This window comes from Alicycliphilus denitrificans (assembly GCF_044792555.1).
GTDB classification, from domain to species: Bacteria; Pseudomonadota; Gammaproteobacteria; order Burkholderiales; family Burkholderiaceae_C; genus Alicycliphilus; species Alicycliphilus denitrificans_A.
Map to the genome: position 1 here is coordinate 1,814,966 of NZ_CP126238.1, position 24,943 is coordinate 1,839,908.

29 protein-coding genes are annotated in these 24,943 nt (G+C 69.0%); 18 read left to right on the forward strand and 11 right to left on the reverse strand.

All coding sequences use genetic code 11. From position 1 onward, the window contains the following. Positions 1-34: 34 nt before the first annotated feature. The 6 genes from P7644_RS08625 to P7644_RS08650 all read right to left on the reverse strand — a co-directional run bounded on the left by P7644_RS08625 (position 35) and on the right by P7644_RS08650 (position 4,662). Complete coding sequence (locus tag P7644_RS08625) at positions 35-517, reverse strand: DUF411 domain-containing protein (RefSeq protein ID WP_404302813.1); 483 nt, start codon at positions 515-517, stop codon at positions 35-37. Positions 518-543: 26 nt separating this feature from the next. Further along, positions 544-1,029, reverse strand: a complete 486-nt coding sequence (locus P7644_RS08630) for a plastocyanin/azurin family copper-binding protein (protein ID WP_404302814.1) — start codon at positions 1,027-1,029, stop codon at positions 544-546. A gap of 105 nt (positions 1,030-1,134) precedes the next feature. Further along, a complete protein-coding gene (locus tag P7644_RS08635) occupies positions 1,135-1,509 on the reverse strand; it encodes a hypothetical protein (protein WP_404302815.1) in 375 nt (124 codons plus the stop codon). Positions 1,510-1,545: 36 nt separating this feature from the next. Further along, positions 1,546-2,166, reverse strand: coding sequence for a YitT family protein (locus P7644_RS08640; protein WP_404302816.1), 621 nt, complete (start codon positions 2,164-2,166; stop codon positions 1,546-1,548). 55 nt (positions 2,167-2,221) lie between these two features. After that, positions 2,222-2,614 (reverse strand): DUF3703 domain-containing protein, encoded by a 393-nt coding sequence (locus tag P7644_RS08645; protein ID WP_404302818.1) that lies wholly within the window; start codon positions 2,612-2,614, stop codon positions 2,222-2,224. Beyond that, positions 2,611-4,662 (reverse strand): heavy metal translocating P-type ATPase, encoded by a 2,052-nt coding sequence (locus P7644_RS08650; protein WP_404302819.1) that lies wholly within the window; start codon positions 4,660-4,662, stop codon positions 2,611-2,613. The genes P7644_RS08645 and P7644_RS08650 overlap by 4 nt, the downstream gene beginning before the upstream one ends. 39 nt (positions 4,663-4,701) lie before the next feature. Here P7644_RS08650 and P7644_RS08655 point away from each other — a divergent pair, with 39 nt between their 5' ends. After that, complete coding sequence (locus P7644_RS08655; RefSeq protein WP_404302820.1) at positions 4,702-5,160, forward strand: Cd(II)/Pb(II)-responsive transcriptional regulator; 459 nt, start codon at positions 4,702-4,704, stop codon at positions 5,158-5,160. 16 nt (positions 5,161-5,176) lie between these two features. Here P7644_RS08655 and P7644_RS08660 read toward each other — a convergent pair whose 3' ends face one another. Further along, positions 5,177-6,961 (reverse strand): ABC transporter transmembrane domain-containing protein, encoded by a 1,785-nt coding sequence (locus P7644_RS08660; protein ID WP_404302822.1) that lies wholly within the window; start codon positions 6,959-6,961, stop codon positions 5,177-5,179. Positions 6,962-7,006: 45 nt separating this feature from the next. On the opposite strand from P7644_RS08660, the gene P7644_RS08665 reads away from it, so the two are divergent. From P7644_RS08665 to P7644_RS08710, 10 genes are all read left to right on the forward strand, one after another. After that, the gene (locus tag P7644_RS08665) at positions 7,007-7,165 is read left to right on the forward strand and encodes a hypothetical protein (protein ID WP_404302823.1); all 159 of its coding nucleotides are present in this window, start codon (positions 7,007-7,009) and stop codon (positions 7,163-7,165) included. Beyond that, the gene (gene crcB / locus P7644_RS08670; protein WP_404303163.1) at positions 7,162-7,554 is read left to right on the forward strand and encodes a fluoride efflux transporter CrcB; all 393 of its coding nucleotides are present in this window, start codon (positions 7,162-7,164) and stop codon (positions 7,552-7,554) included. The genes P7644_RS08665 and crcB overlap by 4 nt, the downstream gene beginning before the upstream one ends. Continuing rightward, entirely contained in the window at positions 7,551-7,883 is a 333-nt protein-coding gene (locus P7644_RS08675; RefSeq protein WP_404302825.1) for a hypothetical protein, read from the forward strand. Before crcB ends, P7644_RS08675 begins: the two co-directional genes overlap by 4 nt. Before the next feature lie 98 nt (positions 7,884-7,981). Next, entirely contained in the window at positions 7,982-8,791 is an 810-nt protein-coding gene (locus tag P7644_RS08680) for an MlaE family ABC transporter permease (protein WP_404302826.1), read from the forward strand. A gap of 12 nt (positions 8,792-8,803) precedes the next feature. Continuing rightward, positions 8,804-9,787: an MlaD family protein gene (locus P7644_RS08685; RefSeq protein ID WP_404302827.1), complete on the forward strand. Its 984-nt coding sequence runs from the start codon at positions 8,804-8,806 to the stop codon at positions 9,785-9,787. Then, the gene (locus tag P7644_RS08690; protein WP_404302829.1) at positions 9,784-10,482 is read left to right on the forward strand and encodes a hypothetical protein; all 699 of its coding nucleotides are present in this window, start codon (positions 9,784-9,786) and stop codon (positions 10,480-10,482) included. Before P7644_RS08685 ends, P7644_RS08690 begins: the two co-directional genes overlap by 4 nt. A 61-nt stretch (positions 10,483-10,543) precedes the next feature. Beyond that, positions 10,544-10,675 carry a hypothetical protein gene (locus P7644_RS08695; RefSeq protein ID WP_404302830.1) on the forward strand — a complete coding sequence of 44 codons (132 nt, stop codon included), beginning with the start codon at positions 10,544-10,546 and terminating at the stop codon, positions 10,673-10,675. Then, complete coding sequence (locus P7644_RS08700) at positions 10,672-11,892, forward strand: efflux RND transporter periplasmic adaptor subunit (RefSeq protein WP_404302831.1); 1,221 nt, start codon at positions 10,672-10,674, stop codon at positions 11,890-11,892. The genes P7644_RS08695 and P7644_RS08700 overlap by 4 nt, the downstream gene beginning before the upstream one ends. Before the next feature lie 5 nt (positions 11,893-11,897). Continuing rightward, positions 11,898-13,100, forward strand: a complete 1,203-nt coding sequence (locus P7644_RS08705) for an ABC transporter permease (RefSeq protein WP_404302833.1) — start codon at positions 11,898-11,900, stop codon at positions 13,098-13,100. Continuing rightward, positions 13,093-13,806 carry an ABC transporter ATP-binding protein gene (locus P7644_RS08710; RefSeq protein WP_404302834.1) on the forward strand — a complete coding sequence of 238 codons (714 nt, stop codon included), beginning with the start codon at positions 13,093-13,095 and terminating at the stop codon, positions 13,804-13,806. The genes P7644_RS08705 and P7644_RS08710 overlap by 8 nt, the downstream gene beginning before the upstream one ends. An 18-nt stretch (positions 13,807-13,824) precedes the next feature. On the opposite strand, the gene P7644_RS08715 is transcribed toward P7644_RS08710, so the two are convergent. The 4 genes from P7644_RS08715 to P7644_RS08730 all read right to left on the reverse strand — a co-directional run bounded on the left by P7644_RS08715 (position 13,825) and on the right by P7644_RS08730 (position 18,778). Next, the gene (locus tag P7644_RS08715) at positions 13,825-14,280 is read right to left on the reverse strand and encodes a DUF420 domain-containing protein (RefSeq protein WP_404302835.1); all 456 of its coding nucleotides are present in this window, start codon (positions 14,278-14,280) and stop codon (positions 13,825-13,827) included. Between the two features lie 302 nt (positions 14,281-14,582). Then, positions 14,583-16,103 (reverse strand): NAD(P)H-hydrate dehydratase, encoded by a 1,521-nt coding sequence (locus P7644_RS08720; RefSeq protein ID WP_404302836.1) that lies wholly within the window; start codon positions 16,101-16,103, stop codon positions 14,583-14,585. A 30-nt stretch (positions 16,104-16,133) separates the two neighbouring features. Further along, complete coding sequence (locus P7644_RS08725) at positions 16,134-17,381, reverse strand: FAD-dependent oxidoreductase (RefSeq protein WP_404302837.1); 1,248 nt, start codon at positions 17,379-17,381, stop codon at positions 16,134-16,136. Between the two features lie 50 nt (positions 17,382-17,431). Then, on the reverse strand, positions 17,432-18,778 hold the full coding sequence (locus tag P7644_RS08730) for an amidase (protein WP_404302839.1): 1,347 nt from the start codon (positions 18,776-18,778) through the stop codon (positions 17,432-17,434). A gap of 183 nt (positions 18,779-18,961) precedes the next feature. Here P7644_RS08730 and rpsB point away from each other — a divergent pair, with 183 nt between their 5' ends. The 7 genes from rpsB (at position 18,962) to ispC (ending at position 24,943) form a co-directional block, all read left to right on the forward strand. Continuing rightward, positions 18,962-19,714, forward strand: coding sequence for a 30S ribosomal protein S2 (gene rpsB / locus P7644_RS08735; RefSeq protein WP_404302840.1), 753 nt, complete (start codon positions 18,962-18,964; stop codon positions 19,712-19,714). Between the two features lie 108 nt (positions 19,715-19,822). Continuing rightward, positions 19,823-20,749 carry a translation elongation factor Ts gene (tsf, locus tag P7644_RS08740; RefSeq protein ID WP_404302841.1) on the forward strand — a complete coding sequence of 309 codons (927 nt, stop codon included), beginning with the start codon at positions 19,823-19,825 and terminating at the stop codon, positions 20,747-20,749. A gap of 51 nt (positions 20,750-20,800) precedes the next feature. Beyond that, entirely contained in the window at positions 20,801-21,523 is a 723-nt protein-coding gene (pyrH, locus tag P7644_RS08745) for a UMP kinase (RefSeq protein WP_404302842.1), read from the forward strand. Positions 21,524-21,570: 47 nt separating this feature from the next. After that, positions 21,571-22,131, forward strand: coding sequence for a ribosome recycling factor (gene frr, locus P7644_RS08750; RefSeq protein ID WP_404302843.1), 561 nt, complete (start codon positions 21,571-21,573; stop codon positions 22,129-22,131). A gap of 10 nt (positions 22,132-22,141) precedes the next feature. Continuing rightward, positions 22,142-22,876, forward strand: a complete 735-nt coding sequence (uppS, locus tag P7644_RS08755) for a polyprenyl diphosphate synthase (RefSeq protein WP_404302844.1) — start codon at positions 22,142-22,144, stop codon at positions 22,874-22,876. Between the two features lie 42 nt (positions 22,877-22,918). After that, positions 22,919-23,764 carry a phosphatidate cytidylyltransferase gene (locus tag P7644_RS08760; protein WP_404302845.1) on the forward strand — a complete coding sequence of 282 codons (846 nt, stop codon included), beginning with the start codon at positions 22,919-22,921 and terminating at the stop codon, positions 23,762-23,764. Positions 23,765-23,767: 3 nt separating this feature from the next. Beyond that, positions 23,768-24,943 carry a 1-deoxy-D-xylulose-5-phosphate reductoisomerase gene (gene ispC, locus P7644_RS08765; protein WP_404302847.1) on the forward strand — a complete coding sequence of 392 codons (1,176 nt, stop codon included), beginning with the start codon at positions 23,768-23,770 and terminating at the stop codon, positions 24,941-24,943.

Below are 24,943 nucleotides of genomic sequence, written 5' to 3' on the forward strand. Positions count from 1 at the left end.
ATTATGTGCGCGGCCTGCATGAGCGGAAGCGGCTTCATCGGTAGCTGGTGAAGACGCGTGTGGAGACGTCGTTGTTCATCAGGTTCTTGGTGACCAGCAGCACGTCGTAGGGGTCTTTGCGGCCCTTGTATTCCGGGCCGTCCATGCCGGGGCTGCCCACGGGCATGCCAGGCACCGTCAGGCCCAGGGCCTTGGGTTTTTGCTGGAGCAGCTTCTTCACGTCGGCAGCCGGCACATGGCCCTCCAGCAGGTAGCCGCCCACCAGGGCAGTGTGGCACGAACCCAGGCGCTGGGGCAGGCCCAGCCTGGCGCGCACGGCGGCGTTGCCCGTCTCGTACACGGTGAGCGTGAAACCGTTGGCCTGCATGTGCTCCACCCAGTCCTGGCAGCAGCCGCAGTTGGGGTCTTTCCAGACCTCCACGGTGCGGTCGTTGCTGGCCCAGGCGGGCAGGGCGGCGCAGGCGGCTGCGGCGGCGATGGCCGTCATCCATTGGCGGCGGGTGGTGGTGTGTTGCATGGTGCGCTCTCGGGGCAAGGTGGTATTCATGGCGTGACGGTGAAGCTGCCGCGCATGCCGGCCTCGAAGTGGCCGGCGACCAGGCAGGCAAAGTCGAAGCTGCCGGCGCGGTTGAAGTTCCAGAGCAGGTCGTCCTTGCGGCCGGGCTTGACGTGGGCCATGTGGGCCTCGGCGTGCTCCATGCCGGGGTGCTCGCGCATCATGGCCGCATGCTGTTCCAGGCTGGCCTGTGTACCCAGCACCACTTCGTGCAGCACCTGGCCCTGGTTTTGCACGCGCAGGCGCACGGTCTCGCCGCGCTGCACGTTGAAGTGCGACGGCGTGAAGCGCATGTCGTCCGTCATGCGCAGGGTGATGGTGCGCGTGGCCTTGGCGGCCTCGCCGGCAATGCCCCAGGCCTGCTGCTGCGGCGCGGCAGCAGCTTGCCCGTGGTGGCTGGATTTTTCATGAGAAAAACTGGCTGTAGCGCTTACCAGTAAAGCGCAAACAGCTATGAATTGAAGAGCTTTCATATCGAATGATTGATGGTTTGTCGGGGTGCATGGGCGCAACAGACCATGCCGCACGCCCTGAGGGGCGCAGGCGGCTGGCGGCGGACGCACTTCGGGCGTCCGGCCTCAAACGATGGGAGGCTTGATGGCTTGCGCGGCCGGGGCGCTGGCAAACGGTGCGCTGCGCGGCGGCCGGGGCATGTGGCGCGGCCCGGTTGCCGTGGTAGCCATCCAGGCCGCAACCCCGAGCACCGAATGGCAGATGCCGCAGGCGCTGCAGCCGGCCTGGTGTGCCGGGTGCTTGTCGCCCAAGGGGTCGCAGCAATGCTGCGCCATTGCCTGGCCAGCGTGCGCGCCATGGCCTTCACCGCTGGCCAGATGCAGTACCTGCGACATCTCTGGCGCGGGCTGCACGGGCGTGATGCCCATGGCCATGGCATCGCCCAGCAGACCCCGCAGGATCAGCAGAACCACCAGGGCAAGGGACAGGGTGCGGCGCATGGCGTGAATGATACCGGCGTGGTGTCCGAAGTTGGTTCAGGCCGCCATGTAGCGCCCGGGCCGGTGATTGATGGCCAGCACCTGGTTGAGCGCCAGCGCGCCCACGATGGACCACAGCACGCGCATCGGCTCCACGGTGGCCAGGGCGGCGGCGACGATGCACAGGTCGGCCACCATCTGCACCGCGCCGGCGCGCCAGCCAAAGCGCCCCTGCAGATACAGCGCCAGAATGCCGATGCCGCCCAGGCTGCAGTGGTGGCGAAACAGCACCAGGAAACCCATGCCCATGCACAGCCCGCCCACCAGCGCGGCGTACAGCGGCTGGATGTCGGCTATCTGCATCAAGAGCGGCTGCACCTCGGTGATCAGCGCCAGCAGCGCCACGCCGGCAAAGGTCTTGAGCGTGAAACCCAGCCCCAGCTTGCGCAGCGCCAGCCAGTAAAAGGGCAGGTTGAGCACGAAAAACAGCTTGCCAAAGCCGATGCCGGTGGCGTAGTGCAGCACGAAGGCCAGGCCGGTGATGCCGCCGGTGAGCAGCCCGGCGCTGGCCACCATGGACACGCCCACCGACACCATGGCTACGCCGGTAACGATGGCCACCAGGTCCTCGCTGCGCGAATGCGGGGCCGGTGCGGGAGTGGAGACGGGGGAAGACATGGGCGTTATTTTGCTCTTGTATTAAGAGCTATTCGCGCACTTGCATCAAGTCGAATCAAGGTTTTGCGGCAGGATTTTCTGTCGCCGCGGCGCCACTGGCCTGCATGGCCTCGGCAATGCAGGCGCGCAGCAGGGCGCTGGGCACCATGGGTTGCAGGGGCGCCGCGATGGCGCGGCCGTTGTTGCCGTAGGGCATGCGCCGCACCAGGTGGCCTACGGGGGCCATGCACAGGTGGCGCAGCTGGCCCGTCACCTCGAACTTGTCGCCCAGCGCCTGGGCAAAGCGCAGCATCTGCCAGTGCGCGCGTAGGTGCAGGCCCAGGCGGTTTTGCCCCAGTACATGGGCCGCCTCCAGGTAGCGCCAGCGCTGCGCCGGGCCTTGGCCGGCGCTGGCGGCAAATTGCTGCAGCAGATAGTTGAAGGCGGCACGTTGGCGGGTTTGGCTCATGATGTTTGCGGCTCTGGTGCGTGGGGCAGCGCGCGGCGCAGCCGCAGGCCGTTGGCGACGACGAGCAGGCTCACGCCCATGTCGGCCAGCACGGCCATCCACATCGTGGCCATGCCCAGCAGCGCAAGCATAAAGAAAACCGCCTTCACGCCCAGCGCCAGGGTGATGTTCTGCCACAGCACACGGTGCGCGCGCTGCGACAGGCGGATGGTGTCGGGGATGCGGCGCAGGTCGTCGTGCAGCAGCACCACGCCGGCCGTCTCCATGGCCATGGCCGTGCTGTGGGCACCGCCCATGGCAAAGCCGACGTCGGCGCGGGCCAGGGCAGGGGCGTCGTTGATGCCGTCGCCCGCCATGGCCGTGGGGCCGCGGCTGCGCTGCAGTTCGGCCAGGGCGTCGAGCTTGTCCTGCGGCAGCAGGCCGCCGCGCGCGTCTTGAATGCCCGCCTCTGCGGCGATGGCCTGGGCCGTGGCCGGGTTGTCGCCGCTGATCACCACCGGTTGCACGCCCAGCGCGCGCAGCTGCTCCATGGCCTGGCGTGCGTGCGTGCGCAGCGGGTCGGCCACGGCGAACAGGGCGCGCACGGCCTGGCCGTCGGCCAGCAGGGTGACGCTGCGGCCCTGCTGCTCGTGCCGCGCCAGCGTGGCTTGCAGCGCGGCATCGGACAGGCCTTGCTCGTGCATCAGGCGCTGGCTGCCCAGCAGCCAGCGCTGGCCGGCGATATCGGCCTGCACGCCGCGCCCGGGCAGGGCCTGCAGGTTGCGCACGCCATTGCCCGCCGTTGCCGGCAGGCCGCTGGCGATGGCGCGTGCCACAGGATGCTCTGAGCGGCTGGCCAGCTGGCCGGCGATGGCGGCGGCACGACTGGCATCAATACCGCCCAGGGCCTGCCAGTGCACCAACGCGGGGTGGCCCGTGGTCAGCGTGCCGGTCTTGTCCAGCGCCAGCACGCGCAGGCCGCGCGCTGCCTCCAGCGCGCTGCCGCCCTTGATGAGAATGCCGCGCCGCGCCGCCGCCGTGAGCGCGCTGACCACCGTCACCGGCGTGGAGATGACCAGCGCGCAGGGGCAGGCGATGACCAGCAGCGCCAGCGCCTGGTAGGCGGCCTGGCTCCAACTCCAGCCCATGAGCGGCGGCGCCAGCAGCGCCAACAGCACGGCCAGCACGAAGACGATGGGCGTGTAGATGGCGGCAAAGCGGTCCACAAAGCGCTGCACGGGCGCCTTGCCGGCCTGGGCCTGCTCCACGGCATGCACGATGCGCGCCAGCAGCGAGCCGGCGGGCGCGGCGCTCACGCGCATCAGCAGCTCGCCATGCTGGTTCACGCTGCCGGCGTACAGGGCATCGCCCGGGGCCTTGTCGGCCAGTTGGCTCTCGCCCGTGATGGGGGCCTGGTTCACGGCGCTCGCGCCCTGCGTGACCGTGCCATCGAGCGGTACATGGGCGCCAGGGGCAATGCGCAGCAGGGCGCCCAGCGGCACCTGTTCCACGGGCAGGCGTTGCAGGCTGCCGTCCGGCTGCAGCACGTCGGCGCTGGCCGGGGCCAGCCGCAGCAGGTCGCGGATGGCATGGCGTGCGCGCTCCATGGCGCCGTGCTCTATGCGCTCGGCGGCCACGTACAGCGCCATGACCATGGCCGCCTCGGGCCACTGGCCGATCAGGAAGGCGCCGGTCACGGCCACGGCCATCAGGGCGTTGATGCCCAGGCGCAGCCGCGCCAGGTCCTTCAGCCCGCTCCGGTATACGCCCAGGCCCGCCAGCGCGATGGCCAGCACGGCCAGCGCCATGCCCGCCATGTCGTGCCGCAGCCAGTGCGCGGCCTCGGCGCCGCTGGCCAGGGCCAGGGCCGCGGCGATGCGCGGCCAGCCGGGCAGCACGTCGTGGCCCTCCTGGCCCTCGCAGGTGCAGCTACTGCAGGCAGCAGGACTGGGCGCGTGCGCATGGTCATGGGCATGCTTGTGTTCGTGGCCAGGCGCGTGTTCATGCGCCTGCTCATGGGCTCGGGCAGGGCCTTGGTCGAGGCAGCGTTGGGTGGGACTGTGGTTCATGCGATGATTGGAAACCTTCAAGCCACTTCAAGGTCAAGCATGCCGCAGCCAAGCCCGCAGCACCGCATAGGAGACGCTGCCCGGCTCTCGGGCGTGTCCGCCGCGAGTATCCGCTATTACGAGAAGGAAGGCCTGTTGCGCCGAGGCGTGCGGGGCGATAATAGCTATCGTTTTTATAGTGATGCCGACCTTCACCGGCTGCGCTTCATACGCCTGTGCCGCGCCATGGACATGTCTCTGGACGAGGTGCGCCGCCTGCTGGCGATAGACGCCAACAGCGCCCAGGCCGGCCACCAGGCCTGCGCCACGCTGGATGCACACCTGGCCCATGTGCGCGAGCGCCTGGCCGAGCTGCGCGTGCTGGAAAAACAGTTGCGCAGCCTGCGCGGCCGCTGCGACGGGGTGGCCGATCATTGTCACGTCATCGAGGCCCTGCACGACCGCGCCGAGGCCGAGCCCGTGCCGCCATTGGCACCGCTGGCGCGGCGCCATGTGTGAATCACCTTGAGTTGTCTCACGCCGTGAATTGCAGCGCCGCCAGCCGCGCATAGGCACCATTGGCGGCCACGAGTTCGGCATGCCTGCCCTGCTCGATGATGCGGCCATGCTCCAGCACGATGATGCGGTCGGCATGCTGCACGGTGGCCAGGCGGTGGGCGATGACCAGGGTGATGCGTCCGCTGGCGTGGCCCTGCAGCGCGGCGTCCAGCGCCTGCTGCACCACGCGCTCGCTTTCGGCGTCGAGCGCGCTGGTGGCCTCGTCGAGCAGCAGGATGGGCGCATCTTTCAGCAGCGCACGGGCGATGGCGATGCGCTGGCGCTGCCCGCCCGACAGGCGCACGCCATGCTCGCCCAGAAAGCTGTCGTAGCCCTGCGGCAGGGTCTCGATGAAGTCGTGCGCAAAGGCGGCGCGGGCCGCGGCCAGCACCTCGTCCCGCGTGGCGTCGGGGCGGGCGTAGCGGATGTTCTCCAGCGCGCTGCTGGAGAAGATCACCGCCTCCTGCGGCACGGTGGCGATGCATGCGCGCAACTGCTGCGGGTCGAGCCCGCGGATGTCCTCGCCCGCCAGCAGGATACGGCCACCGCTCACGTCGTAGAAGCGTTGCAGCAGCTGGAACACCGTGGACTTGCCGGCGCCGCTGGCGCCCACCAGCGCCACCACTTCGCCGGGTGTGAGCCGCAGCGTGAAGTCAGCCAGCGCCGCCCGGTCGGTGCGCGAGGGGTAATGAAAATCCACCGCCTCGAAGGCCAGGTGGAGTGGCTGCATGGTGCTGATGGAGCGCATTGCAGTGGCCTCGGGTGCGCGGATGTCGGGCTCGGTGGCGAGCAGTTCCATCAGCCGCTCCATGGCGCCGGCGGCGCGCAGCAAGTCGCCATAGACCTCGGCGAGCACGGCCACGGCGCCGGCCAGGAACAGCGCATAGGCGATGGTCTGACCCAGGTTGCCGGCGCTCATCTGCCCGGCGATCACCGCCTGGCTGCCGCGGTACAGGCCCCAGAGCAGCAGCGCCGCGTTGGCGATGATGATGAAGGCGACGAGTGCCGCGCGCACGCCGCTGCGGCGCACGGCGGTGCGAAACGCGTCCTCGGCGGCGGCGGCAAAGCGCGCGGCCTCGCGCCGCTCCGCCGTGTAGCCCTGGACCACGGGAATTGCGCCCAGCACCTCGGCGGCGATGGCGCTGGCGTCGGCCACGCGGTCCTGGCTGGCGCGCGACAGGCGCCGCACGCTGCGCCCTATCCACATCGCGGGCAGCACCACGACCAGCACCGCGGCCAGCGCCGCCGACATTACCAGCGGGTTGGTCCATACCAGCATCGCCAGCGCCCCCAGGCCCAGCACGGCGTTGCGCAGCCCCATGGAAAACGAGGAGCCGACGACGGTCTGCACCAGCGTGGTGTCGGCGGTCAGGCGCGAGAGCACCTCGCCGGTCTGCGTGGTCTCGAAGAACACCGGGCTCATGCGCAGCACATGGGCATAGACGGCGCTGCGCAGATCGGCCGTGACGCGCTCGCCCAGCCAGCTCATGGCGTAGTAGCGCGCGGCGGAGAACAGCCCGACCGCCACCGCCACGGCAAACAGCAGGCCGAAATGCGCGCGCAGTTGCCCGGCGTGGCCGCCCGCCGGCATGCCCTGATCGATGAGCTGGCGCAGCGCCAGCGGAAACGCCAGTGTCGCCAGTGCCGCCAGCAGCAGAAAGGTCAGCGCCGCCGCGATCGGCCAGCGGTAGGGCCGCAGAAAGGGCAGCAGCGCGGCCAGGGCGCGTGGCGTGGGGCGATGGGGTGGTGTGGTGGCGGGCATGGCGCACAGTGTAAAAACGCGGGATGTACCGCACCGGATTGGAAGATGAGCGACGCCAACGAGACCGCCCTGCGGGTAGCGAGGGGCATTGCCTTTGGCATGCCGGGCGTCGATCCGCTACCTGCGCCTGACCCCGACCAACAACCCATCGGCGGTTCATCCAACATCAAGCACTGCACTGACGAGGACGCCCCATGCAGCTGAGTCTTTCCCTCCTCGCCATATCGCTGGGCGCCATCGTCGGCGCCAATGCGCGCTGGGCCTTGGGCCTGCTGCTCAACAGCTACTTTCCCCACCTGCCGCTGGGCACGCTGGCGGCCAATCTGATCGGGGCGTTCATCATCGGCCTGATGGTTCCGACCTTCATCGCCACTCCCTCGCTGTTCTGGCGCCTGTTCGTGATCACCGGCTTTCTTGGCGCGCTGACGACGTTTTCGACGTTTTCGGCCGAAATTTTCGATGCATTGCAAAACGGGCGCCTGTTCTGGGCCCTCACCGGAATCCTGCTTCATGTGGGCGGCTCGCTGGCCATGACGTGGCTGGGTGCCGCCTTGTTTCTGCTGCTGCGCCAGTTTTTTGGAGGTGCGCGATGAAAGGCTGCGAAATCACGTTCATGGCGCCGCGCTCGCGCCGTCACCAGGGTGCATCGGTGCTCGACGCGGTGCTGCGCATCGCCAAGGCACATGGCATCACGCGCCACACGCGCCGCACCAATACCGAAAGCGTGGGGATCGGCGGGCGCTCGCATTCGGCGCATTTCTTCGAGTTGGCGGACGAGCCCGAAGAGCTGAGCTTCATCCTGGCGAACGGCCAGGCCGACGAGCTGATGCGCGCCGTCAAGGCCGAAGGCCTGTGCGTGTTTTGCACCCGCCACGAGATCGAGTTCTTTCAGTTCGGCGCGGATGCATCCGAGACTCCATAAGGGTTGGCTATTCAATTGATAGCTGTTGGCGCTTTGTATATGGGCGTTAGAGGCCAGTTTGTTACTTGTCCTGCGGCGGCTTCCTCTATGATGGCCGCATGATCGACAGCCTGTATCCCGCCCCCCTGGCCCGGCGCGCCTGGGCGTTGGCGCGGCGCTGGGCGCTGGCCTGGTGGCGCATCATCGACCTGGGGGCGGTGGTGCTGGTGCTGCTGTGCTCGCCGTCAAGTTACCGGCGCGCCGCGCGCGCTCGCCTGGCGCAGCAGATCTATACCGACACCGTGCCCATTCTTGCGGGCTTCACCGCGCTGGCGGCGCTGCTGAGCCTGGTCATCACCCACATCGTCGTCGTCACCGCGCTCAGCTATGGCTTGACGCGCTATGCGCTGGAGATGGTGATCCGCGTGCTGGTGCTGGAGCTGATTCCGCTGACCGCCGCGCTGTTTGTCGCCATGCGCACCACCATCCCCGGTGCCGCTCAGCTGGCGCAGCTGCGCCGCTCTGGGGCCTTGCAGGCGCTGCGTGCGCAGGGGGGCGACCCGGTGCGCATGGAGTTCCTGCCGCGCGTGCTGGCCGGTGCCTACGCCAGCGTTACGCTGGCGGCCCTGTCCTGCGTGGTGGCGCTGGTCATGGCCTATCTTGGCGTGTATGGGCTCACCACCGCCGGCCTGCCCGCATACACGCGCATGTTCGGCCAGGTGTTCACGCCCTCGGTCACGCTGGTGTTCGCCCTCAAGACGCTGCTTTCCAGCCTGGCCGTGGCGCTGATTCCCATGGCCAGCAGCCTGTATCCAGCGCATTCCAGCGCGCTGCAGCGCCGGCATGCTGCGGGGCAGGGCGGCCTGGCGCGGCTGTTTGCCGTGCTGCTGCTGATCGAGCTGGTCTCGCTGCTGGGCAATTACTACTGAAATTTTCGACGCATGACCGACCCCTTGCCGCCCCCGCCACGCGAAGATTTTCTGCCCCCCGTGCCGTATCTGCGCCTGAAGGCCGCGGCCTTGCTGCTGCTCACGCTGGCGCTGATCGCGGGCTCTGCCCTGTACCTGCTGTACGCGCGCGGCGCATTCGAGCCCACGCAGCCGCTGGTGCTGCTGGCCGACGATTCCGAGGGCGTGAGCGTTGGCATGGACATGACCTTTTCCGGCTTTCCCATCGGCCGCGTGCGGCGCATCGAGCTGGCGGGCGACGGCAATGTGCGCATCCTGATCGACGTGGCCCAGCGCGACGCGCACTGGCTGCGCGAATCCAGCGTCTTCACGCTGGTGCGCGGCCTGGTCGGCGGCACGGCCATCAAGGCCTACAGTGGCATGCTGACCGACCCGCCGCTGGCACCCGGGGCCGAGCGCCCGGTGCTGCGCGGCGATGCCACCGCCGAGATACCCCAGCTCATGGCCACGGCGCGCCAGCTGCTCGATAACCTGCAGCAGCTCACCGCGCCCGATGCGCCGCTGCAAGCCACGCTGGCCCAGGTGCGCCAGTTGAGCGAGCGCCTGAACGCACCCGGCGGGGCACTGGGCGTGCTCATGGGCAACGAGCAGGACGCGCGCAAGGTGCTGCAGGCCCTGGAGCGCAGCAACCAGCTGCTCGCGCGCATCGACGCCCTGGCGGCCCGCGCCGACCAGCAGGTCTTTGGCGCGGCGGGGGCGCCCGGCCTGGTGCCCGAGCTGCGCTCTGCGGTGGTCCAGATGAACGGCCTGCTGCAGGATGCGCGCCAGAGCCTGACCAAGGTGGACGCCGTGCTGGCCGAGGCCCAGGCCGTGGGCGCCAACGCCCGCGAGGCCACGACCGACCTGGATGCCTTGCGCGCCCAGGTCGAAAGCAGCCTGCGCAAGGTGGACGGCCTGGTCAACGAGATTCACCGCAAATGGCCGTTTGCGCGCGACACGGAGCTGCAACTGCCATGACCCGCAAGCCATCTACCGCGACCCTGTGCCGATTCCTGGCAGCCGCCTTGACCCTGTTGCTCGCCGCCTGCGGCAGCCAGCCGCCCGTGCCCGACTGGCAGATGAACGCCCACGGCGCTGCCGAGCGCGCCAGCGCCGCCCACCTGGCGGGCGAGGGCCGCGTGGCGCAGCAGGAATGGGCCCGCGCCCGCGCCGAGGTGGCGCGCACCGGCCGCCCCGAACTGCTGGCGCGTGTGGAGCTGCTGCGCTGCGCCGCCCAGGTCGCCAGCCTGGAGGGCGGGGCCTGCCCGGCCTTTGAGCCATTGCGCCAGGACGCCACGCCGCCCGAGCGGGCCTATGCCGACTACCTTGCGGGCAGGCTCACGCCCGAACAGGCCGCGCTGCTGCCTCCGGCGCAGCGCAGCGCCGCCGCCAATGTGGACGCCATTGCCGGCATTGCCGAGCCATTCTCGCGCCTGGTGGCCGCCGGCGCCGCCGTGCAGGCCGGCCGCGCCACGGCGCAGCTGTTGGTGCTGGCCAGCGACACGGCCGCCGCCCAGGGCTGGCGCCGCCCGCTGCTGGCCTGGCTGCTGCTGCGCGTGCGGCAGGCCAGGGCCGCTGGGGACGAACCGCTGGCAGCGCAGCTGGAGCGGCGGATTGCCATCGTGCAAGCAGGGGGCGCGTCACCGGCAGCAACTGGCCAAATGCCACGCTGAGCGCGGAGACGGTGTGAAAGAACTCCGCATGCCCGCCTTGACCGCCAAACCAGGATCACTGATGACCCATATTGCGCCAGCTGACGGCCCCATGGCATCGGGTATCGGTGCGGCCCGTGCCTTCCGTGATGCACCCCTGCCCAGGGAGGCCGGCATGTCCATCTCGCCCGGCATGCCCTGGGTTTGCGCATGAAGCGCCGCGCATTTTTCGTCGCTGTTGCCGGCGTGGCCTTGGTTGCCGTGGCGTGGGGGGCGGTGCAAAAGGTACGCGGGCCCTCCTTGCCTGGTTATGAGGTCGTGGCACGGCCGCTCGTGCAGACGGTCGTCGCGACGGGCCGGGTGGCGGCGCTATCGCGCGCGCAGGTGGGCAGCCAGGTGACCGGCGTGGTGCTCGAGCGGCGCGTGCAGGAAGGCGACAGGGTGCAGCCTGGCGATGTGCTGGCGGTACTGCGCGCCGACGAGCTGGAGGCGGCCTTGAAAGAGGCGCGGGCCGCCTTGGCGCAGCTGCAGGAATCGACCAGGCCGCAAGCACAGGCCGCACTGCACGAGGCGCAGGCGAAGCTGGCGCAGGCCCGCCGTGAAGTCCAGCGCCGCCAGGCGCTGTCCGAACAGCGGGCCATCGCCCACGAACAGCTGGAGCAGGCGCTGCAGGCCGAGATCGTCGCCCGCACCGCGGCCGAGCAGGCGCGGCTGGCGGCCCGTGCGCTCGCGCCCGGCAACCCCAGTGAAGCCGCGGCACGCGCCCGCGTGGCCAGTGCCCAGGCGCAGCTGGCCAAAACCACCATCCGCGCCGAGGTCGCCGGCACCGTGCTCACCCGCAACGCCGAACCCGGCGACCTGGTGCAGCCTGGCCGCGTGCTGCTCGAGATCGCCCGTCACGGCGCCACCGAGGTGCTGGTGCCGATGGATGAAAAAAACCTCGAGGTGCTGGCCATCGGACAGCCGGGCATGTGCATAGCCGACGCCTACCCCGCGCAGCCGTTCCAGGCGAGGGTCAGCTTTATCGCGCCCAGTGTGGATCCTCAGCGCGGTACGGTGGACATACGTCTCACCGTGGCCTCGACGCCCGACTTCCTGCGCCAGAACATGACCGTCTCGGTGAACGTGGAAACCGGCCGCCGCGACAGCGCCATCGTGGTGCCCAACGATGCCTTGGCTGTCATCGATCGCGGCCGCGCCGCGCTGTGGCTGGTCATGGATGGCCGCGCCAGGCGGCGCGAGGTGCGCCTGGGCCTGCGTGGCCTGACGCACACCGAGGTCACCGCGGGTCTGCAGCCCGGCGACTGGGTCCTGGCGGACGCACAGGCCGCCGTGCGGCAAGGTGACCGCGTTCGCGTGCGGGCCAGCGACCCGGCTGCCGATGCGGGGAATCCGGCCACGCCGCAAAGCCCACCGGCACAGCGGGACTGAGGCCGATGTGGATCGAATGGACCATCGCCACCCGGTTTCTGCGCGAGGGCCGGGTGCAAAGCACGCTGATCCTGGTCGGCATTGCCGTGGGCGTCGCGGTGCTTGTCTTTCTCACCGCGCTGGTGACCGGCTTGCAGAACAACATCATCCAGCGCACCCTGGGCACCCAGGCGCACATCAGGATCCAGCCACCGGAGGACCGCAACCGCATCCTGCCGCCCCCGGCGGGCAGCACGCAGCTGGTGCTGGAGGGCCGGCGGGCCCAGCGCCTGCGCTCCATCAACAACTGGCAGCAGGTGCGCGATGTGCTCGACACGCTGCCGCGGCTCACGGCCGTGTCGCCGGTGATCTCGGGGCCGGCATTCGCGCGCCGTGGCGAGGCCGCGCTGCCGGTGGCGCTGGCCGGGATCGACCCGCCCCGCTACCGGCGCATCACCCCGGTCCAGGACGCGATCATCGCCGGCGCATTCCGCATCGGTGCCGGTGACGCGGTGATCGGGCGCCAGCTGGCCGCCGATCTTGGCCTGCGCGTGGGGGACAAGCTGCGCGTGGATGGCGGCCAGGGGCGCGAGAGCGTGCTGAATGTGGCCGGCATCTTCGCGCTGGGGGTGCGCGAGCTCGATGCGCGCCACGTGTACCTGGACATGAAGCAGGCGCAGTCCCTGCTCAATCTGCCCGGTGCGGCAACGACCATCGATGTCAAGATCGACAGCATCTTCGATGCACAGGCCATGGCGGCACAGATCACCCGGCTGACCGGGCTGAAGGCGGAAAGCTGGATAGAGAACAACGCCCAGCTGATGAACGCCCTGCAGTCACAGAGCCTTTCCACGCGGATGATCGGGGTGTTCGTGGCGCTGAGCGTCGCGCTGGGCATCGCCAGCGTGCTGTCGGTGAGTGTGGTGCAGCGCACGCGCGAGATCGGCATCCTGCGTGCCATGGGCACGACAAGGCAGCAGATGCTGCGCGTATTCCTGATCCAGGGGGCCGTCTTCGGCCTGGCCGGCTCGCTGGTGGGCGGCGTGGCCGGTTATGGCCTGGTGGCTGTCTTCAATGCCTTTGTCGCGCAGCTGTTCTACATCCCGGTGGATCCGTGGCTGCTGATGCTTGCCACCGCGCTGGCCACGCTCACCGGCACCCTGTCGGCCGCCGTGCCGGCGCGGCGTGCCGCTTCGCTCGATCCGGTGGAGGCCATCCGCCATGTCTGAGCACGACAGTGGCCAGGAGGTGCTGCGCCTCGAAGGCCTGAGGAAAAGCTACAACGTCGGCAAGCCCACCGAGGTGGAGGTGCTGCACGGCCTGGATCTGCGCCTGCAGCGTCGCGACTTCACCGCGCTGGTGGGCGGATCCGGCTCGGGCAAGAGCACGCTGCTCAATCTGATCGGTCTGCTGGACCGGCCCACGGCGGGCGAGCTGTTCCTGCTGGGCGAGCCCACCCGGGGCATGCAGGATGCCCGGCGCACGGCATTGCGCGGTCGCAGCATCGGTTTCGTGTTCCAGTTCCACTATCTGATCCAGGCGTTCACGGTGCTGGAGAACGTGCTGATGCCGCTCATGGTGGCCAGCGGCAAACCCACGCGTGAGCAACTCGACCGCGCGCGCCACCTGCTGGCCGAGGTGGGCCTGGCGCAGTTCGAACAGCGCCGGCCCGATCAACTCTCCGGCGGCCAGCAGCAGCGCGTCGCCGTGGCCCGCGCGCTAGTCACCCGGCCCGCGCTGCTGCTGGCCGACGAGCCCACCGGCAACCTCGACAGCAAGTCCGCCGCCGAGGTCTTCCAGCTGTTTCGCGACTTCAACCGCGAGTTTGGCTGCGCGGTGCTGATGGTCACCCACGACCCGCGCATCTCCGCGCAGTGCGACCGCACGCTGACCCTGGTCGATGGCCGCATCGAAAGCGACGTGGCCCATGGCTGAGGGACAGGCCATGCGCGATTACAGGAAAAAGGCCAGCGTACACACCATCAACGCCGTGATGGCCGTGTAAAACAATCCGGCGATGGTGACGTAGCCAAGATTTTTGTGAATGGCCGGGAAGTTTCCCGGGAATGTCCCGGCTGCTTTTCTTTTTCGGCTGGCCATGAAAAGCTGCAGCGCCCAGGTGGCATAGGTCAGAACAGCGCCAATAATATGGGCGATCAGTATGGACTTGAAAAAAGGCTCGCTTACGTAGGTGCCGTTCGAGACAAAGTTTCCGGAGCCACCTGCGAGTCTGATCTGAATCTCGAGAATGAGCGTACCGAAAATGCAGGTCCAGAATAACCGCTTTTGTATCTTGATATGGGTTTCGTAATCTTTCCTTTTGACCAGCGATACGGCATAGAGGGCGACAAAGGGAACCAGCATCGAAAGGATGAGCATCCCCATAAGTATGAAGAATGTAATTTCCATGAATCTCTAATTATTTTCTGGTGAAGGTTTTATATTGATTTAATAAATCCGCACGCCATTTGGGAAGGCTTCAGCCGGAGCCGTCGCGGGGGCTCGCGGGCGTGTTGGCGCTGCAGGGGGAGTGGAGCGCAAGGATAGGGGATTTTGCGGGCGCTGCAGCAATGCCGGCCGGTGTCGCGGCGGCTGTGGCAGCAGCCTGGACAGCCGCCAGGGCGTTGGGGTATTTGGTCCAGCCGCCTGTGGCCGTGTCTCATTCCACGTTCAAACCATCCGTGTCGTTGTTGTTGCGTCTTGAAATGGAATCAGCAGTCCAGCGCCTGCGCCAAGCGCCCTGCTGTCAGCGCCTGTCCGCGCGGCCAGCGGTCTGCCGCGGCGCCGTGCAGCCAGCAGGCGTGGCTGGCGGCATCGAATGCAGTCATGGCGTCGGCCAGCGGCGCAGCCGCCAGGCGGGCGCCGACCAGGCCGGCCAGCACGTCGCCCGTGCCGCCCGTGGCCAGCAGGGCGTTGCCCGTGGGGTTGATGCGCGGCGGCTGCCCCGGGGTGGCGATGACGCTGCCCGAGCCCTTGAGCAGTGCGGTGCAGCCGAATCGGTCGGCGAGTGTGCGGGCGGCGGCCAGGCGGTCGGTCTGCACGGCGGGCGTGCCGCAGGCCAGCAGGCGCGCCGCCTCCAGCGGATGCGGCGTGAGCACGGTGGCGCTGCCCGGGCGCTGGCCGCGCGCGCGCAGCAGCGCTTGCAACTGCGCGTCGGCGGCGATGGCGTTGAGCGCGTCGGCGTCCAGCACCAGGCGCGGCGCCTGCTGCAGCACCTGCGGCAGCACGGCGGCCACGGCGGCGCCGCCGCCGCAGCCGCAGACCACGGTAGTCCGGTCCAGCGCCAGCGCCTCGAAGCGGCGCAGCATGAGTTCTGGCTGCTGCGGCAGGGCCGCGGTGGCGCCGTCATCCAGCAGGGCGAGCATCACGCGCCCGGCGCCGCCGTGCAGGGCCGCGCCGGCGGCCAGCAGGGCCGCGCCCGTCATGCCCATGCCGCGCGCGGCCAGGCCCTCGCCGCCGACGATGGCCAGGTCGCCATGGCAGCCCTTGTGGCTGGCGTGGGCGCGCGCCGTCGCCGGTGGCGGCCCGGCGAGCCACGCGCCGGGTGCCTCGGTGGGCGTTACGCCCAGGTCGTCGAACCAGACGCTGCCCGCCGCGTCGCGCCCATGGCCGGTGAACAGTCCACTCTTGAGCGTGAGCAGGGCCAGCGTGTGGCGCGCGGCCGCTGGGGCGCCCGCCGTGGCGGGGCCGAGCCCGGGCGCGAACTGGCCGGTGTCCGCGATCAGGCCCGAAGGCAGGTCCACGCACAGCGTGGGCGCGGGGCCGGCGTGCATCTGCGCCAGCCAGGACAGCAGGCGCGCGTCGGGTGGCTGGGGGCGGGCCTGCGCCGTGAGGCCCAGGCCCAGCAGCGCATCCACGCACAGGTCCTGCGGGCCGAGCGCAGGCGGGGTGTCGGCAAAGGGCACGCCGGCGTCGCGCGCGCGCTGCCAGGACTGGCGTGCGTCGGCGGGCAGCGCATCGGGCGTGCCCAGCCAGGTGACGAGCACGGGGTGGCCGGCGCGGTGCAGCAGCATGGCGGCCTCCAGCCCGTCGCCGCCGTTGTTGCCGCCGCCGCAGGCGATCCAGATGCAACGCGCGTGCGGCGCCAGCGCTAGGGCCAGCCGGGCCGTGGCACGGCCCGCGCGCTGCATCAGCGTATGCGGCGGCAGGGCCGCGGCGGCCGCGGCTTCGATGCGACGCGTGGCTGCGCAGTCGAACAGGGCGTGGGGATGGGCGGGTGTGATGCGCTGCATGGGCGCATTGTGGCGCCGCCCACCGTCGATCTAAAAGCGCTGCACGCCAAAGGGTTGCAGGTCGATGGCGGGCACGCGCCCGGCGACCAGGTCGGCCAGTGCGTGCGCGCTGCCGCAGGCCTGGGCCCAGCCGCAGGCGCCATGGCCGGTGTTGAGCCACAGGCCGCTCAGGCCGCTGGCGCCGATCACGGGCGCGCCGTCGGGCAGCATGGGGCGCGCGCCGCGCCAGACCTGCACCTGGGGCGATGAGGTGTGCGCGCCGCCCGGGAACCAGCCCGACAGCGCCAGGTACAGCGTCTGCAGCGTGGGCGGGTGGTGCACGGCGCCGCCATGGCCGATTTCGGCACCGCCGGAAACGCGCACGCGCTGGCCCTGGCGCGTGATGATGAGGCGATGCCGCGGGTCGATCACCGCGCCCTGGGGCGCGTGCGTGTCCTCGCGCAGCGGCGCGCTGATGGTGTAGCCATACAGGGCCGCCAGGGGCAGGCGCTGCCCCAGCGGGCGCAGCAGGGCGGCACTGGCCAGGCCCGCGCACAGCACCACGGCATCAAAGCGCCGGGGTGCGTTCTCGCCCTCGATGAGCAGGCCCGTGGGGCCGGTGGCGAGCGCGCGTACCCGGGTGCCAAACAGGAATTGCGTCCCGCTGTTCTGCGCCGCCTGGCGCAGCATTTGTGCAAACAGCCGGCAGTTGCCGGCCTCGCCATCCGGGGCGTGCAGGGCGCCGGCCAGCGGCGTGTCGGTGGACAGGCCGGGCTCGATGAGCCGGGCGGTATCGGCATCCACCTCGGCCAGGTCCATGCCCGCCTCGCGCAGCAGCTGCAGCGCGGGCTGTACGCGCTCCAGGCATTCGGGCTGGCGCAGCAGCAGCAGGGCGCCGCGGCTGGTTTCTATGTCCACGTCCAGCTGCCCGGCCAGCTGGCGCGTGTGCGCCAGGCTGTAGCGGCCCAGGCTCTCCAGCGCGGCCAGCTGGCCCAGGGCAGCGGGGCTGCGGCCGGCCTGGTGCCAGCGCCACAGCCAGCGCAGGCCGGCGCCGCCGGCCCCGCGCACCAGGCGCAGCGTGGCCTCGCTGCTCCACGGCCAGCGGCGCAGGACCGCGCCTATGGCAGGGTGGGCCCAGGGTGTGAACAGTGCCGGGGCCAGCAGGCCGGCGCTGGCAAAACTGGCTTCTTCGGCGGCTGCGCCGCGCTGCTCGAAAACGGTCACCTGGTGGCCGTCGGCGGCCAGCTCATAGGCTGTGGCCGCGCCGGCAATGCCGGCGCCCACGATGGCGATCTGCATGGAGTATGGAGAAAAATGGCCTTCAGCGCTTATGTGATAAGCGCGGAAGGCTATTGTTTTTGTAGTTCCTGCTCGATGAGCAGGCTGATATTGAGTACCGCATCGTCGCGCAGCGCGGCCTGCCAGACCATCAGGCCCACGGGCAACTCGCCCGCCTGGTGGCAGGGCAGCGACAGCGCGCAGCCGTCCAGCATGTTGACCACGCTGGTGTTGCGCAGCAGCAGGCCGTTGACGCGGAAGAACTCCGCGTCGCGCTCGCTGCCCGGCGCCACCGACGCGATGGTGGGCGCCAGAATGGGCACGGTGGGTGAGAGCAGGGCGTCATAGCCCGCCATGGCTGCCTGCATGCGCTCGATCCAGGCGCGGCGCGCGTGCAGCAGGGTGATGTAGTCGGCAGCCGACATGGCGGCGCCGCGCTCGATACGGCTTCTCACGCGCGGGTCATAGCGGCTTGCGTGCCGCTGCAGCAGCTGACGGTGCCAGGCGTAGCTTTCGGCGGCCGAAAAGCCGCCCGTGGCGTTCACCTCGGCCAGCTGTGCGGTCTCGGGCAGGGCGATCTCGGCGATGCGCGCACCGGCGCGGCGCAACTGCTCCAGCGTGCGTTCGAAGGCCCGGGCCACGGCCTCGTCCAGCCCGTCCAGAAACAGCGTGGAGGGCACTGCCAGGCGCCAGGTGGACAGCGGCGCCGGGCTGCGCGTAACGCGCCGTGCGGCCAGGATCTCGTGCACGGCGATGGCGTCGCGCACGCTGCGCGTGAGCGCGCAGGCCGTGTCCAGCGTGGTTGATAGCGGGATCGCGCCATCGGTGGGCACCAGGCGCGCCGTGTTCTTGAAGCCCACGATGCCGTTCAGGGCCGCCGGTATGCGGATCGAGCCGCCCGTGTCCGAGCCCAGGCCGATGAAGGCCGCACCCGTGGCCACCGACACCCCCGCGCCAGAGGACGAACCGCCGCATACGCGCGCCGGGCCGGGCAGGGCGCCAAAGCGCGCGTCATGGGCGGCGGGAGTGCCGAAATGCGGGTTTACGCCGACGCCGGAAAAGGCGAACTCCACCATGTGCGTGTGCCCCAGGATGGCAGCACCCGCGCGGCGCAGGCGCGCCACGGCCGTGCAGTCGGCCTGGGCCGGTGGTGCATCGGCCAGCACGGTGGAGCCGGCGGCGGTGGTCAGGCCGCGGATGTCGAACAGATCCTTGACCGACACTGCCAGGCCCGCCAACGGCAACTGCTCTATGCCCGCCGCGGTGGCTACGGCGCGCGCCTCGTCGTGGCAGGTTTGGCGAAACACATGGGCGCAGGCAGGGCCTTCGGCGGCGGTGATGCAGCGTTCAAGCTCGGCGGCCGCGTCAGATTGCCCGGCGGCGAACTGGCTGCGGGCGGAGATAAGGTCGGTCAACATGGGCGTGTGCTAGAATCTTTGGGTTTTGCTGAGTGCTGCCCGGTTGTTGCCGGCGAACGGCAAAACAAATCGCAAACCGGCCCTGTAAAGGTGTTGCGGCCTGCAAAATGCATGTAAAGAAACACATGTTGCAAGGCGCAATTATTGGGGCTGGATTTTAGACCCAACCTTCGGAGTATTTACATGTCCGTCACCATGCGCGAAATGCTGGAAGCCGGTGTCCACTTTGGCCACCAGACCCGCTTCTGGAACCCCAAGATGGCCCCCTTCATCTTCGGCCATCGCAACAAGATCCACATCATCAACCTGGAAAAGTCGCTGCCGATGTTCCAGGAGGCGCAGAAGTTCGCCAAGCAGCTGGCTTCCAATCGCGGCACCATCCTGATGGTGGGCACCAAGCGCCAGGCCCGTGAGCTGGTGGCCGAGCAGGCCCAGCGCGCCGGCGTGCCCTACGTCGACCAGCGCTGGCTGGGCGGCATGCTGACCAACTTCAAGACCGTGAAGACCTCGATCAAGCGCCTGAAGGACATGAAGGCCCAGCAGGAAGCGGGCCTGGAGTCCATGAGCAAGAAGGAACAGCTGATGTTCTCGCGCGAGCTGGAAAAGCTGGAGAAGGATATCGGCGGCATTCAGGACATGAACGCCCTGCCCGACGCCATCTTCGTGATCGACGTGGGCTTCCACAAGATCGCCGTGTCCGAGGCCAAGAAGCTGGGCATTCCGCTGATCGGCGTGGTGGACTCCAACCACAACCCCGAGGGCATCGACTACGTGATCCCCGGTAACGACGACTCGGCCAAGGCCGTGGCCCTGTACGCCCGTGGCATCGCCGACGCCATCCTCGAAGGCAAGAACAACGCCTTGAACGATGTGGTCAAGGCCGTGGCCGCCGAGGGCACGGATGAATTCGTCGAAGTGGACGAAAACGCCGCCTGACCACCAGGCCGCGCGATGCGTCGCAAAAAAAGCGGGGCCCCTGTGAGCCCCCTTTTTTTTAGCCTTCATACCTGCAACGAACCGAACTGAAACACTGGAGAAATACCGATGGCTGCTATTACCGCAAGCATGGTCGCCGAACTGCGCGCCAAGACCGACGCCCCCATGATGGAGTGCAAGAAGGCCCTGACCGAGGCCGCTGGCGACATGGCCAAGGCCGAGGAGCTGCTGCGCGTGAAACTGGGCACCAAGGCCGGCAAGGCCGCCTCGCGCGTCACGGCCGAGGGCGTGGTGGCTGCAAGCATCAGCGGCAACGTGGGTGCGCTGATCGAGGTCAACAGCGAGACCGACTTCGTGTCCAAGAACGACAGCTTCATCGCCATGGCCAACGCCGCCGCCAAGCTGGTGGCCGAGCACAACCCCGCCGACATCGCCGCATTGGGTGCCCTGGCCTACGAGCAGGACGGCTTCGGCCCCACGCTGGAAGACGTGCGCAAGGGCCTGATCGGCAAGATTGGCGAGAACATGTCCTTCCGCCGCTTCAAGCGCTTTGCCGGTACCAACCTGGCGCATTACCTGCACGGCTCGCGCATCGGCGTGGTGGTGGAGTTCGACGGTGACGCCGTGGCCGCCAAGGATGTGGCCATGCATGTGGCCGCCATGAAGCCCGCGGCACTGACCAGCGCCGACGTGCCCGCCGAGCTGATCGCCAAGGAGCGTGCCGTGGCCGAAGGCAAGGCCGAGGAGGCCAACAAGGAGCTGGTCGCCGCTGGCAAGCCCGCGCAGAGCGCCGAAATCACGGCCAAGCGCATCGACGGCGCCGTGCAGAAGTTCCTCAAGGAAGTCTCGCTGGCCGACCAGGTCTTCGTGAAGGCCGCCGACGGCAAGCAGACCGTGGCCGCCATGCTCAAGGCCGCCAACACCACCGTGAAGGGTTTCACCCTGTACGTGGTGGGCGAAGGCATCGAGAAGAAGGCCGACGACTTCGCTGCCGAGGTGGCCGCACAGGTTGCCGCCGCCAAATCGGGCGCCTGATCGCCCAAGCCCCCGTCATCCCCCCTGTTCCAGCCTTACGGAGATTTGCCCATGAACCACGCCGCACCAGCCCACAAGCGCATCCTGCTGAAGTTGTCTGGCGAGGCGCTGATGGGCGATGACGCCTTCGGCATCAACCGCAACACCATCGTGCGCATGGTCCAGGAGGTGGCCGAGGTCACGCGCATGGGTGTGCAGGTGGCGGTGGTGATCGGCGGAGGCAACATTTTTCGCGGCGTGGCCGGCGGTGCCGAGGGCATGGACCGCGCCACGGCCGATTACATGGGCATGCTGGCCACGGTGATGAACGCCCTGGCGCTGGCCGATGCCATGAACAAGCAGGGCGTGACCGCGCGCGTCATGTCCGCCATCGACATCCAGCAGGTGGTCGAGCCCTATGTGCGCCCCAAGGCGCTGCAGTACCTGGAAGAGGGCAAGGTGGTGGTGTTTGCCGCCGGCACGGGCAACCCGTTCTTCACCACCGACACGGCCGCGGCCCTGCGTGGTGCCGAGATCGGCGCCGAACTGGTGCTCAAGGCCACCAAGGTCGACGGCGTCTACACCGCCGATCCGAACAAGGACGCCACGGCCACGCGCTACTCCAAGCTGTCGTTCGACGAGGCCATCACGCGCAATCTGGGCATCATGGATGCGACGGCGTTTGCGCTGTGCCGCGACCAGAAGCTGCCGATCCGCGTGTTCTCCATCCTGAAGCCCGGCGCACTCAAGCGCGTGGTCATGGGCGAGGACGAAGGCACCTTGGTGTACGCTTGAAGGCTTTGCCGTGCCTGGCACGCTGACTGCCCGCTGAAGGATTTCACATGACGATTGCCGACATCAAGAAGAACCTGGACGCCAAGATGGACCAGTCCATCGCCGCGCTCAAGAACAACCTCTCCAAGGTCCGCACGGGCCGTGCCAACCCGCAGCTCCTCGACTCCATCCATGTCGAGTACTACGGCTCCATGGTGCCGCTGTCGCAGGTGGCCAACGTGTCGCTGCTGGACGCGCGCACCATCAGCGTGCAGCCCTGGGAAAAGAACATGGGCGCCAAGATTGAGAAGGCCATCCGCGAGAGTGACCTGGGCCTGAACCCGGCCAGCCTGGGCGACCTGATCCGCGTGCCCATGCCGCCGATGAGCGAGGAGCGCCGCAAGGAAATGACCAAGCTCGCGCGCAACGAGGGCGAGGCCTCCAAGGTGGCCGTGCGCAACCTGCGCCGCGACGCCAACGAGGCCGTGAAGAAGTTGGTCAAGGACAAGCTTGCGTCCGAGGACGAGCAAAAGCGCGCCGAGGCCGACATCCAGAAGACCACCGACAAGCACATCGCAGAGATCGACTCCCTGGTCGCGGCCAAGGAGCAGGACATCCTGGCCATCTGATACGGGCCTCATGTCCACAGCACCGACCGCCAGGCCCCACCACATTGCCATCGTCATGGATGGCAACGGCCGCTGGGCCACGCGGCGTTTTCTGCCGCGCCTGGCGGGGCACCGCCAGGGCGTGGAGTCGCTGCGCCGCTGCGTGCGTGCCTGCGTGGCACGCGGTGTCGGCGTGCTCACCGTATTCGCGTTTTCCTCCGAGAACTGGAACCGCCCGCATGACGAGGTCTCGGGCCTGATGGAGCTGATGGGCAAGGCCCTGGTGCGCGAGGTGCCGCAGCTCGCCAAGGACGGCGTGCGCCTGTGTTTCGTCGGCGAGCGCGCCGGCCTGTCTGCCGGCATGCGCGGCGCGCTGGAGCAGGCCGAGGCCCTCACTCCCGCCAACACGCGCTTGACGCTGAACGTCTGCTTCAACTACGGCGGCCGCTGGGACATCGCCCAGGCCGCCGCCAAGCTGGCCGCGCGTGGCGAGCCCATCACCGAGGCCAGCTTGCACGCGGCCATGGCCATGGCCCATGTGCCCGACCCCGACCTGCTGATCCGCACCGGCGGCGAGAAGCGCATCAGCAACTTTCTGCTGTGGCAGGCGGCGTATGCCGAGCTATATTTCAGCGACCGCCTGTGGCCCGACTTTGACGAGGCCGCGCTCGACGAGGCCATTGCCGACTATGCCGCGCGTGAACGCCGCTTCGGCCGCACCTCCGAGCAGCAGCAGCCGGCGCAACCCGATCCGCTGTGCGCCTGAGCGTTTGAGCGCCTCGCTTCCCCATCTCGCGAAAGGGCTTTGATGCTCAAGCAACGTGTCATCACCGCCCTGGTCTTGCTGGCGATCTTTCTGCCGGCCTTGTTCCACCCCTCGTTCGTGCCATTCGCCGCGGTCACGCTGGTGTTCATGGCCGCCGGCGCCTGGGAATGGGGACGGCTGAACGGCCTGGGCGCCGGCGCTAGTCTGGCCCTGGGTGCGTTGTGCCTGGCTCTGTGCGGCCTTGCCTGGGGCGATGGCTGGCTGCAGCGCCCGCTGCCCTGGCTGTGGGTCCTGGGCGGTGGCGCCTGGGTACTGGGCGGTGCCTGGTTGCTGCGTGTCGGCGTGGCGGGCTGGCCGCGCGTGCCGCGGCTGGTGCGTGTCGCCGGCGGCGTGCTGGCGCTGTGGCTGGCCTGGCTGGCCGTGGCGCAGGCGCGTGTGGCGGGCGTGAACTTCCTCTTGTCCGTGCTGACTCTGGTCTGGACGGCAGACATCTGTGCCTACTTCGCCGGCCGCGCCTTCGGCCTGCGCTTTACCCGGGCCAAGCTTGCGCCCGGCATCAGCCCCGGCAAGAGCTGGGAGGGTGTGTGGGGCGGCATGGCCGGCGTGCTGGCGCTGGCCCTTGCCTGGGTGGCGGGGGATGCGCACTGGCAGGCGGCCGTGCCCAGCCTCTACACGCACCTGGCGCGCCAGGGCTGGTGGCTGCTGGCCATCGGCGCGGTCTTCATGGCGGCCATGAGTGTGGTGGGCGACCTGGTGGAATCGCTCATCAAGCGCAGCGCCGGCGTCAAGGACAGCTCGGGCCTGCTGCCCGGCCACGGCGGCGTGCTCGACCGCATCGATGCGCTGCTGCCCACGCTGCCCCTGGCCATGATGCTCACTCATTTTTAGTGCATGAAACAACGACTCACCATCCTTGGCTCCACGGGCTCCATAGGCACCAGCACCCTGGACGTGGTGGCGCGCCACCCCGACCGCTACGAGGTCTTCGCCCTGAGCGCCGCCACGCAGGTGGACCTGATGCTGGCGCAGTGCGCGCAGTTCCGCCCGCGCTATGCCGTCATGGCCAGCGCCCCGCACGCGCGCCTGCTGGCCGAGAAAATCAAGCAAAATGACCTTGCAACGCAGGTACTGAAAGCGCCTGATGCTATACAAGAAATAGCGTCGCACGAACAGGTGGACACCGTCATGGCCGCCATCGTGGGAGCCGCGGGCCTGGCGCCCTGCCTGGCGGCGGCGCGCGCCGGCAAGCGATTGCTGCTGGCCAACAAGGAGGCGCTGGTCGTCGGCGGCGAGGTCTTCATGTCCGCCGTGCGGGACGGCGGGGCGACGCTGCTGCCCATAGACAGCGAGCATTCCGCGATCTTCCAGAGCCTGCCCGAAGACCCGGCCACCTGGGCGCGGCGCGTCGATCATGTGCTGCTCACGGCCTCGGGCGGGCCGTTTCGCACGCGCGATCCGGCCAGCCTGCGCGACGTGACGCCGGCCGAGGCCTGCGCCCACCCCAATTTCTCCATGGGGCGCAAGATCTCCATCGACTCGGCCACCATGATGAACAAGGCGCTGGAGGTGATCGAGGCGCGCTGGCTGTTCGACCTGGCGCCCGAGCAAATCAAGGTGGTGATCCACCCGCAGCAGATCATCCACTCGATGGTGCAGTTCCGGGACGCGTCCGTCATCGCCCAGCTGGGCACGCCCGACATGCGCGTGCCCATCGCCTGCGGCCTGGCCTGGCCCGAGCGCGTGGAGAGCGGCGCCGCCGCGCTCGACTTCACCCAGCTGGCGGCGCTGACCTTCGAGCAGGCCGACGCACAGCGCTTTCCCGGCTTGCACCTGTCCTGGCAGGCGCTCGCCGCCGCGCCCGGCACCACGGCCGTGCTGAATGCGGCCAACGAGGTCGCCGTGGAGGCCTTCCTGCAGCAGCGCATACGCTTCGACCAGATCCATGCGCTCAATCTTGCAACTTTGGAGGCCGTGCAGCCCTCCAAACCGGACACGCTGCAGGCCTTGCTGGAGCTGGATGCGCAGACGCGCGCGATGGCCCAGGAGCTGGCGCAGCGTTTCAATTAA

Bases quoted from the DNA above. Each gene is read 5' to 3' on its own strand.
- P7644_RS08650 (WP_404302819.1), bottom strand. From the start codon at position 4,662: ATGAACCACAGTCCCACCCAACGCTGCCTCGACCAAGGCCCTGCCCGA.
- P7644_RS08660 (WP_404302822.1), bottom strand. From the start codon at position 6,961: ATGCCCGCCACCACACCACCCCATCGCCCCACGCCACGCGCCCTGGCC.
- P7644_RS08680 (WP_404302826.1), top strand. From the start codon at position 7,982: ATGATCGACAGCCTGTATCCCGCCCCCCTGGCCCGGCGCGCCTGGGCG.
- P7644_RS08760 (WP_404302845.1), top strand. From the start codon at position 22,919: ATGCTCAAGCAACGTGTCATCACCGCCCTGGTCTTGCTGGCGATCTTT.
- P7644_RS08715 (WP_404302835.1), bottom strand. From the start codon at position 14,280: ATGGAAATTACATTCTTCATACTTATGGGGATGCTCATCCTTTCGATG.
- P7644_RS08640 (WP_404302816.1), bottom strand. From the start codon at position 2,166: ATGTCTTCCCCCGTCTCCACTCCCGCACCGGCCCCGCATTCGCGCAGC.
- P7644_RS08645 (WP_404302818.1), bottom strand. From the start codon at position 2,614: ATGAGCCAAACCCGCCAACGTGCCGCCTTCAACTATCTGCTGCAGCAA.
- P7644_RS08630 (WP_404302814.1), bottom strand. From the start codon at position 1,029: ATGAAAGCTCTTCAATTCATAGCTGTTTGCGCTTTACTGGTAAGCGCT.
- pyrH (WP_404302842.1), top strand. From the start codon at position 20,801: ATGAACCACGCCGCACCAGCCCACAAGCGCATCCTGCTGAAGTTGTCT.
- P7644_RS08690 (WP_404302829.1), top strand. From the start codon at position 9,784: ATGACCCGCAAGCCATCTACCGCGACCCTGTGCCGATTCCTGGCAGCC.
- tsf (WP_404302841.1), top strand. From the start codon at position 19,823: ATGGCTGCTATTACCGCAAGCATGGTCGCCGAACTGCGCGCCAAGACC.
- P7644_RS08695 (WP_404302830.1), top strand. From the start codon at position 10,544: ATGACCCATATTGCGCCAGCTGACGGCCCCATGGCATCGGGTATCGGT.
- P7644_RS08705 (WP_404302833.1), top strand. From the start codon at position 11,898: ATGTGGATCGAATGGACCATCGCCACCCGGTTTCTGCGCGAGGGCCGG.
- P7644_RS08700 (WP_404302831.1), top strand. From the start codon at position 10,672: ATGAAGCGCCGCGCATTTTTCGTCGCTGTTGCCGGCGTGGCCTTGGTT.
- P7644_RS08685 (WP_404302827.1), top strand. From the start codon at position 8,804: ATGACCGACCCCTTGCCGCCCCCGCCACGCGAAGATTTTCTGCCCCCC.
- P7644_RS08675 (WP_404302825.1), top strand. From the start codon at position 7,551: ATGAAAGGCTGCGAAATCACGTTCATGGCGCCGCGCTCGCGCCGTCAC.
- P7644_RS08720 (WP_404302836.1), bottom strand. From the start codon at position 16,103: ATGCAGCGCATCACACCCGCCCATCCCCACGCCCTGTTCGACTGCGCA.
- P7644_RS08655 (WP_404302820.1), top strand. From the start codon at position 4,702: ATGCCGCAGCCAAGCCCGCAGCACCGCATAGGAGACGCTGCCCGGCTC.
- rpsB (WP_404302840.1), top strand. From the start codon at position 18,962: ATGTCCGTCACCATGCGCGAAATGCTGGAAGCCGGTGTCCACTTTGGC.
- P7644_RS08730 (WP_404302839.1), bottom strand. From the start codon at position 18,778: ATGTTGACCGACCTTATCTCCGCCCGCAGCCAGTTCGCCGCCGGGCAA.
- P7644_RS08635 (WP_404302815.1), bottom strand. From the start codon at position 1,509: ATGCGCCGCACCCTGTCCCTTGCCCTGGTGGTTCTGCTGATCCTGCGG.
- frr (WP_404302843.1), top strand. From the start codon at position 21,571: ATGACGATTGCCGACATCAAGAAGAACCTGGACGCCAAGATGGACCAG.
- uppS (WP_404302844.1), top strand. From the start codon at position 22,142: ATGTCCACAGCACCGACCGCCAGGCCCCACCACATTGCCATCGTCATG.
- ispC (WP_404302847.1), top strand. From the start codon at position 23,768: ATGAAACAACGACTCACCATCCTTGGCTCCACGGGCTCCATAGGCACC.
- P7644_RS08710 (WP_404302834.1), top strand. From the start codon at position 13,093: ATGTCTGAGCACGACAGTGGCCAGGAGGTGCTGCGCCTCGAAGGCCTG.
- P7644_RS08665 (WP_404302823.1), top strand. From the start codon at position 7,007: ATGAGCGACGCCAACGAGACCGCCCTGCGGGTAGCGAGGGGCATTGCC.
- P7644_RS08725 (WP_404302837.1), bottom strand. From the start codon at position 17,381: ATGCAGATCGCCATCGTGGGCGCCGGCATTGCCGGCGCGGCCACAGCC.
- P7644_RS08625 (WP_404302813.1), bottom strand. From the start codon at position 517: ATGCAACACACCACCACCCGCCGCCAATGGATGACGGCCATCGCCGCC.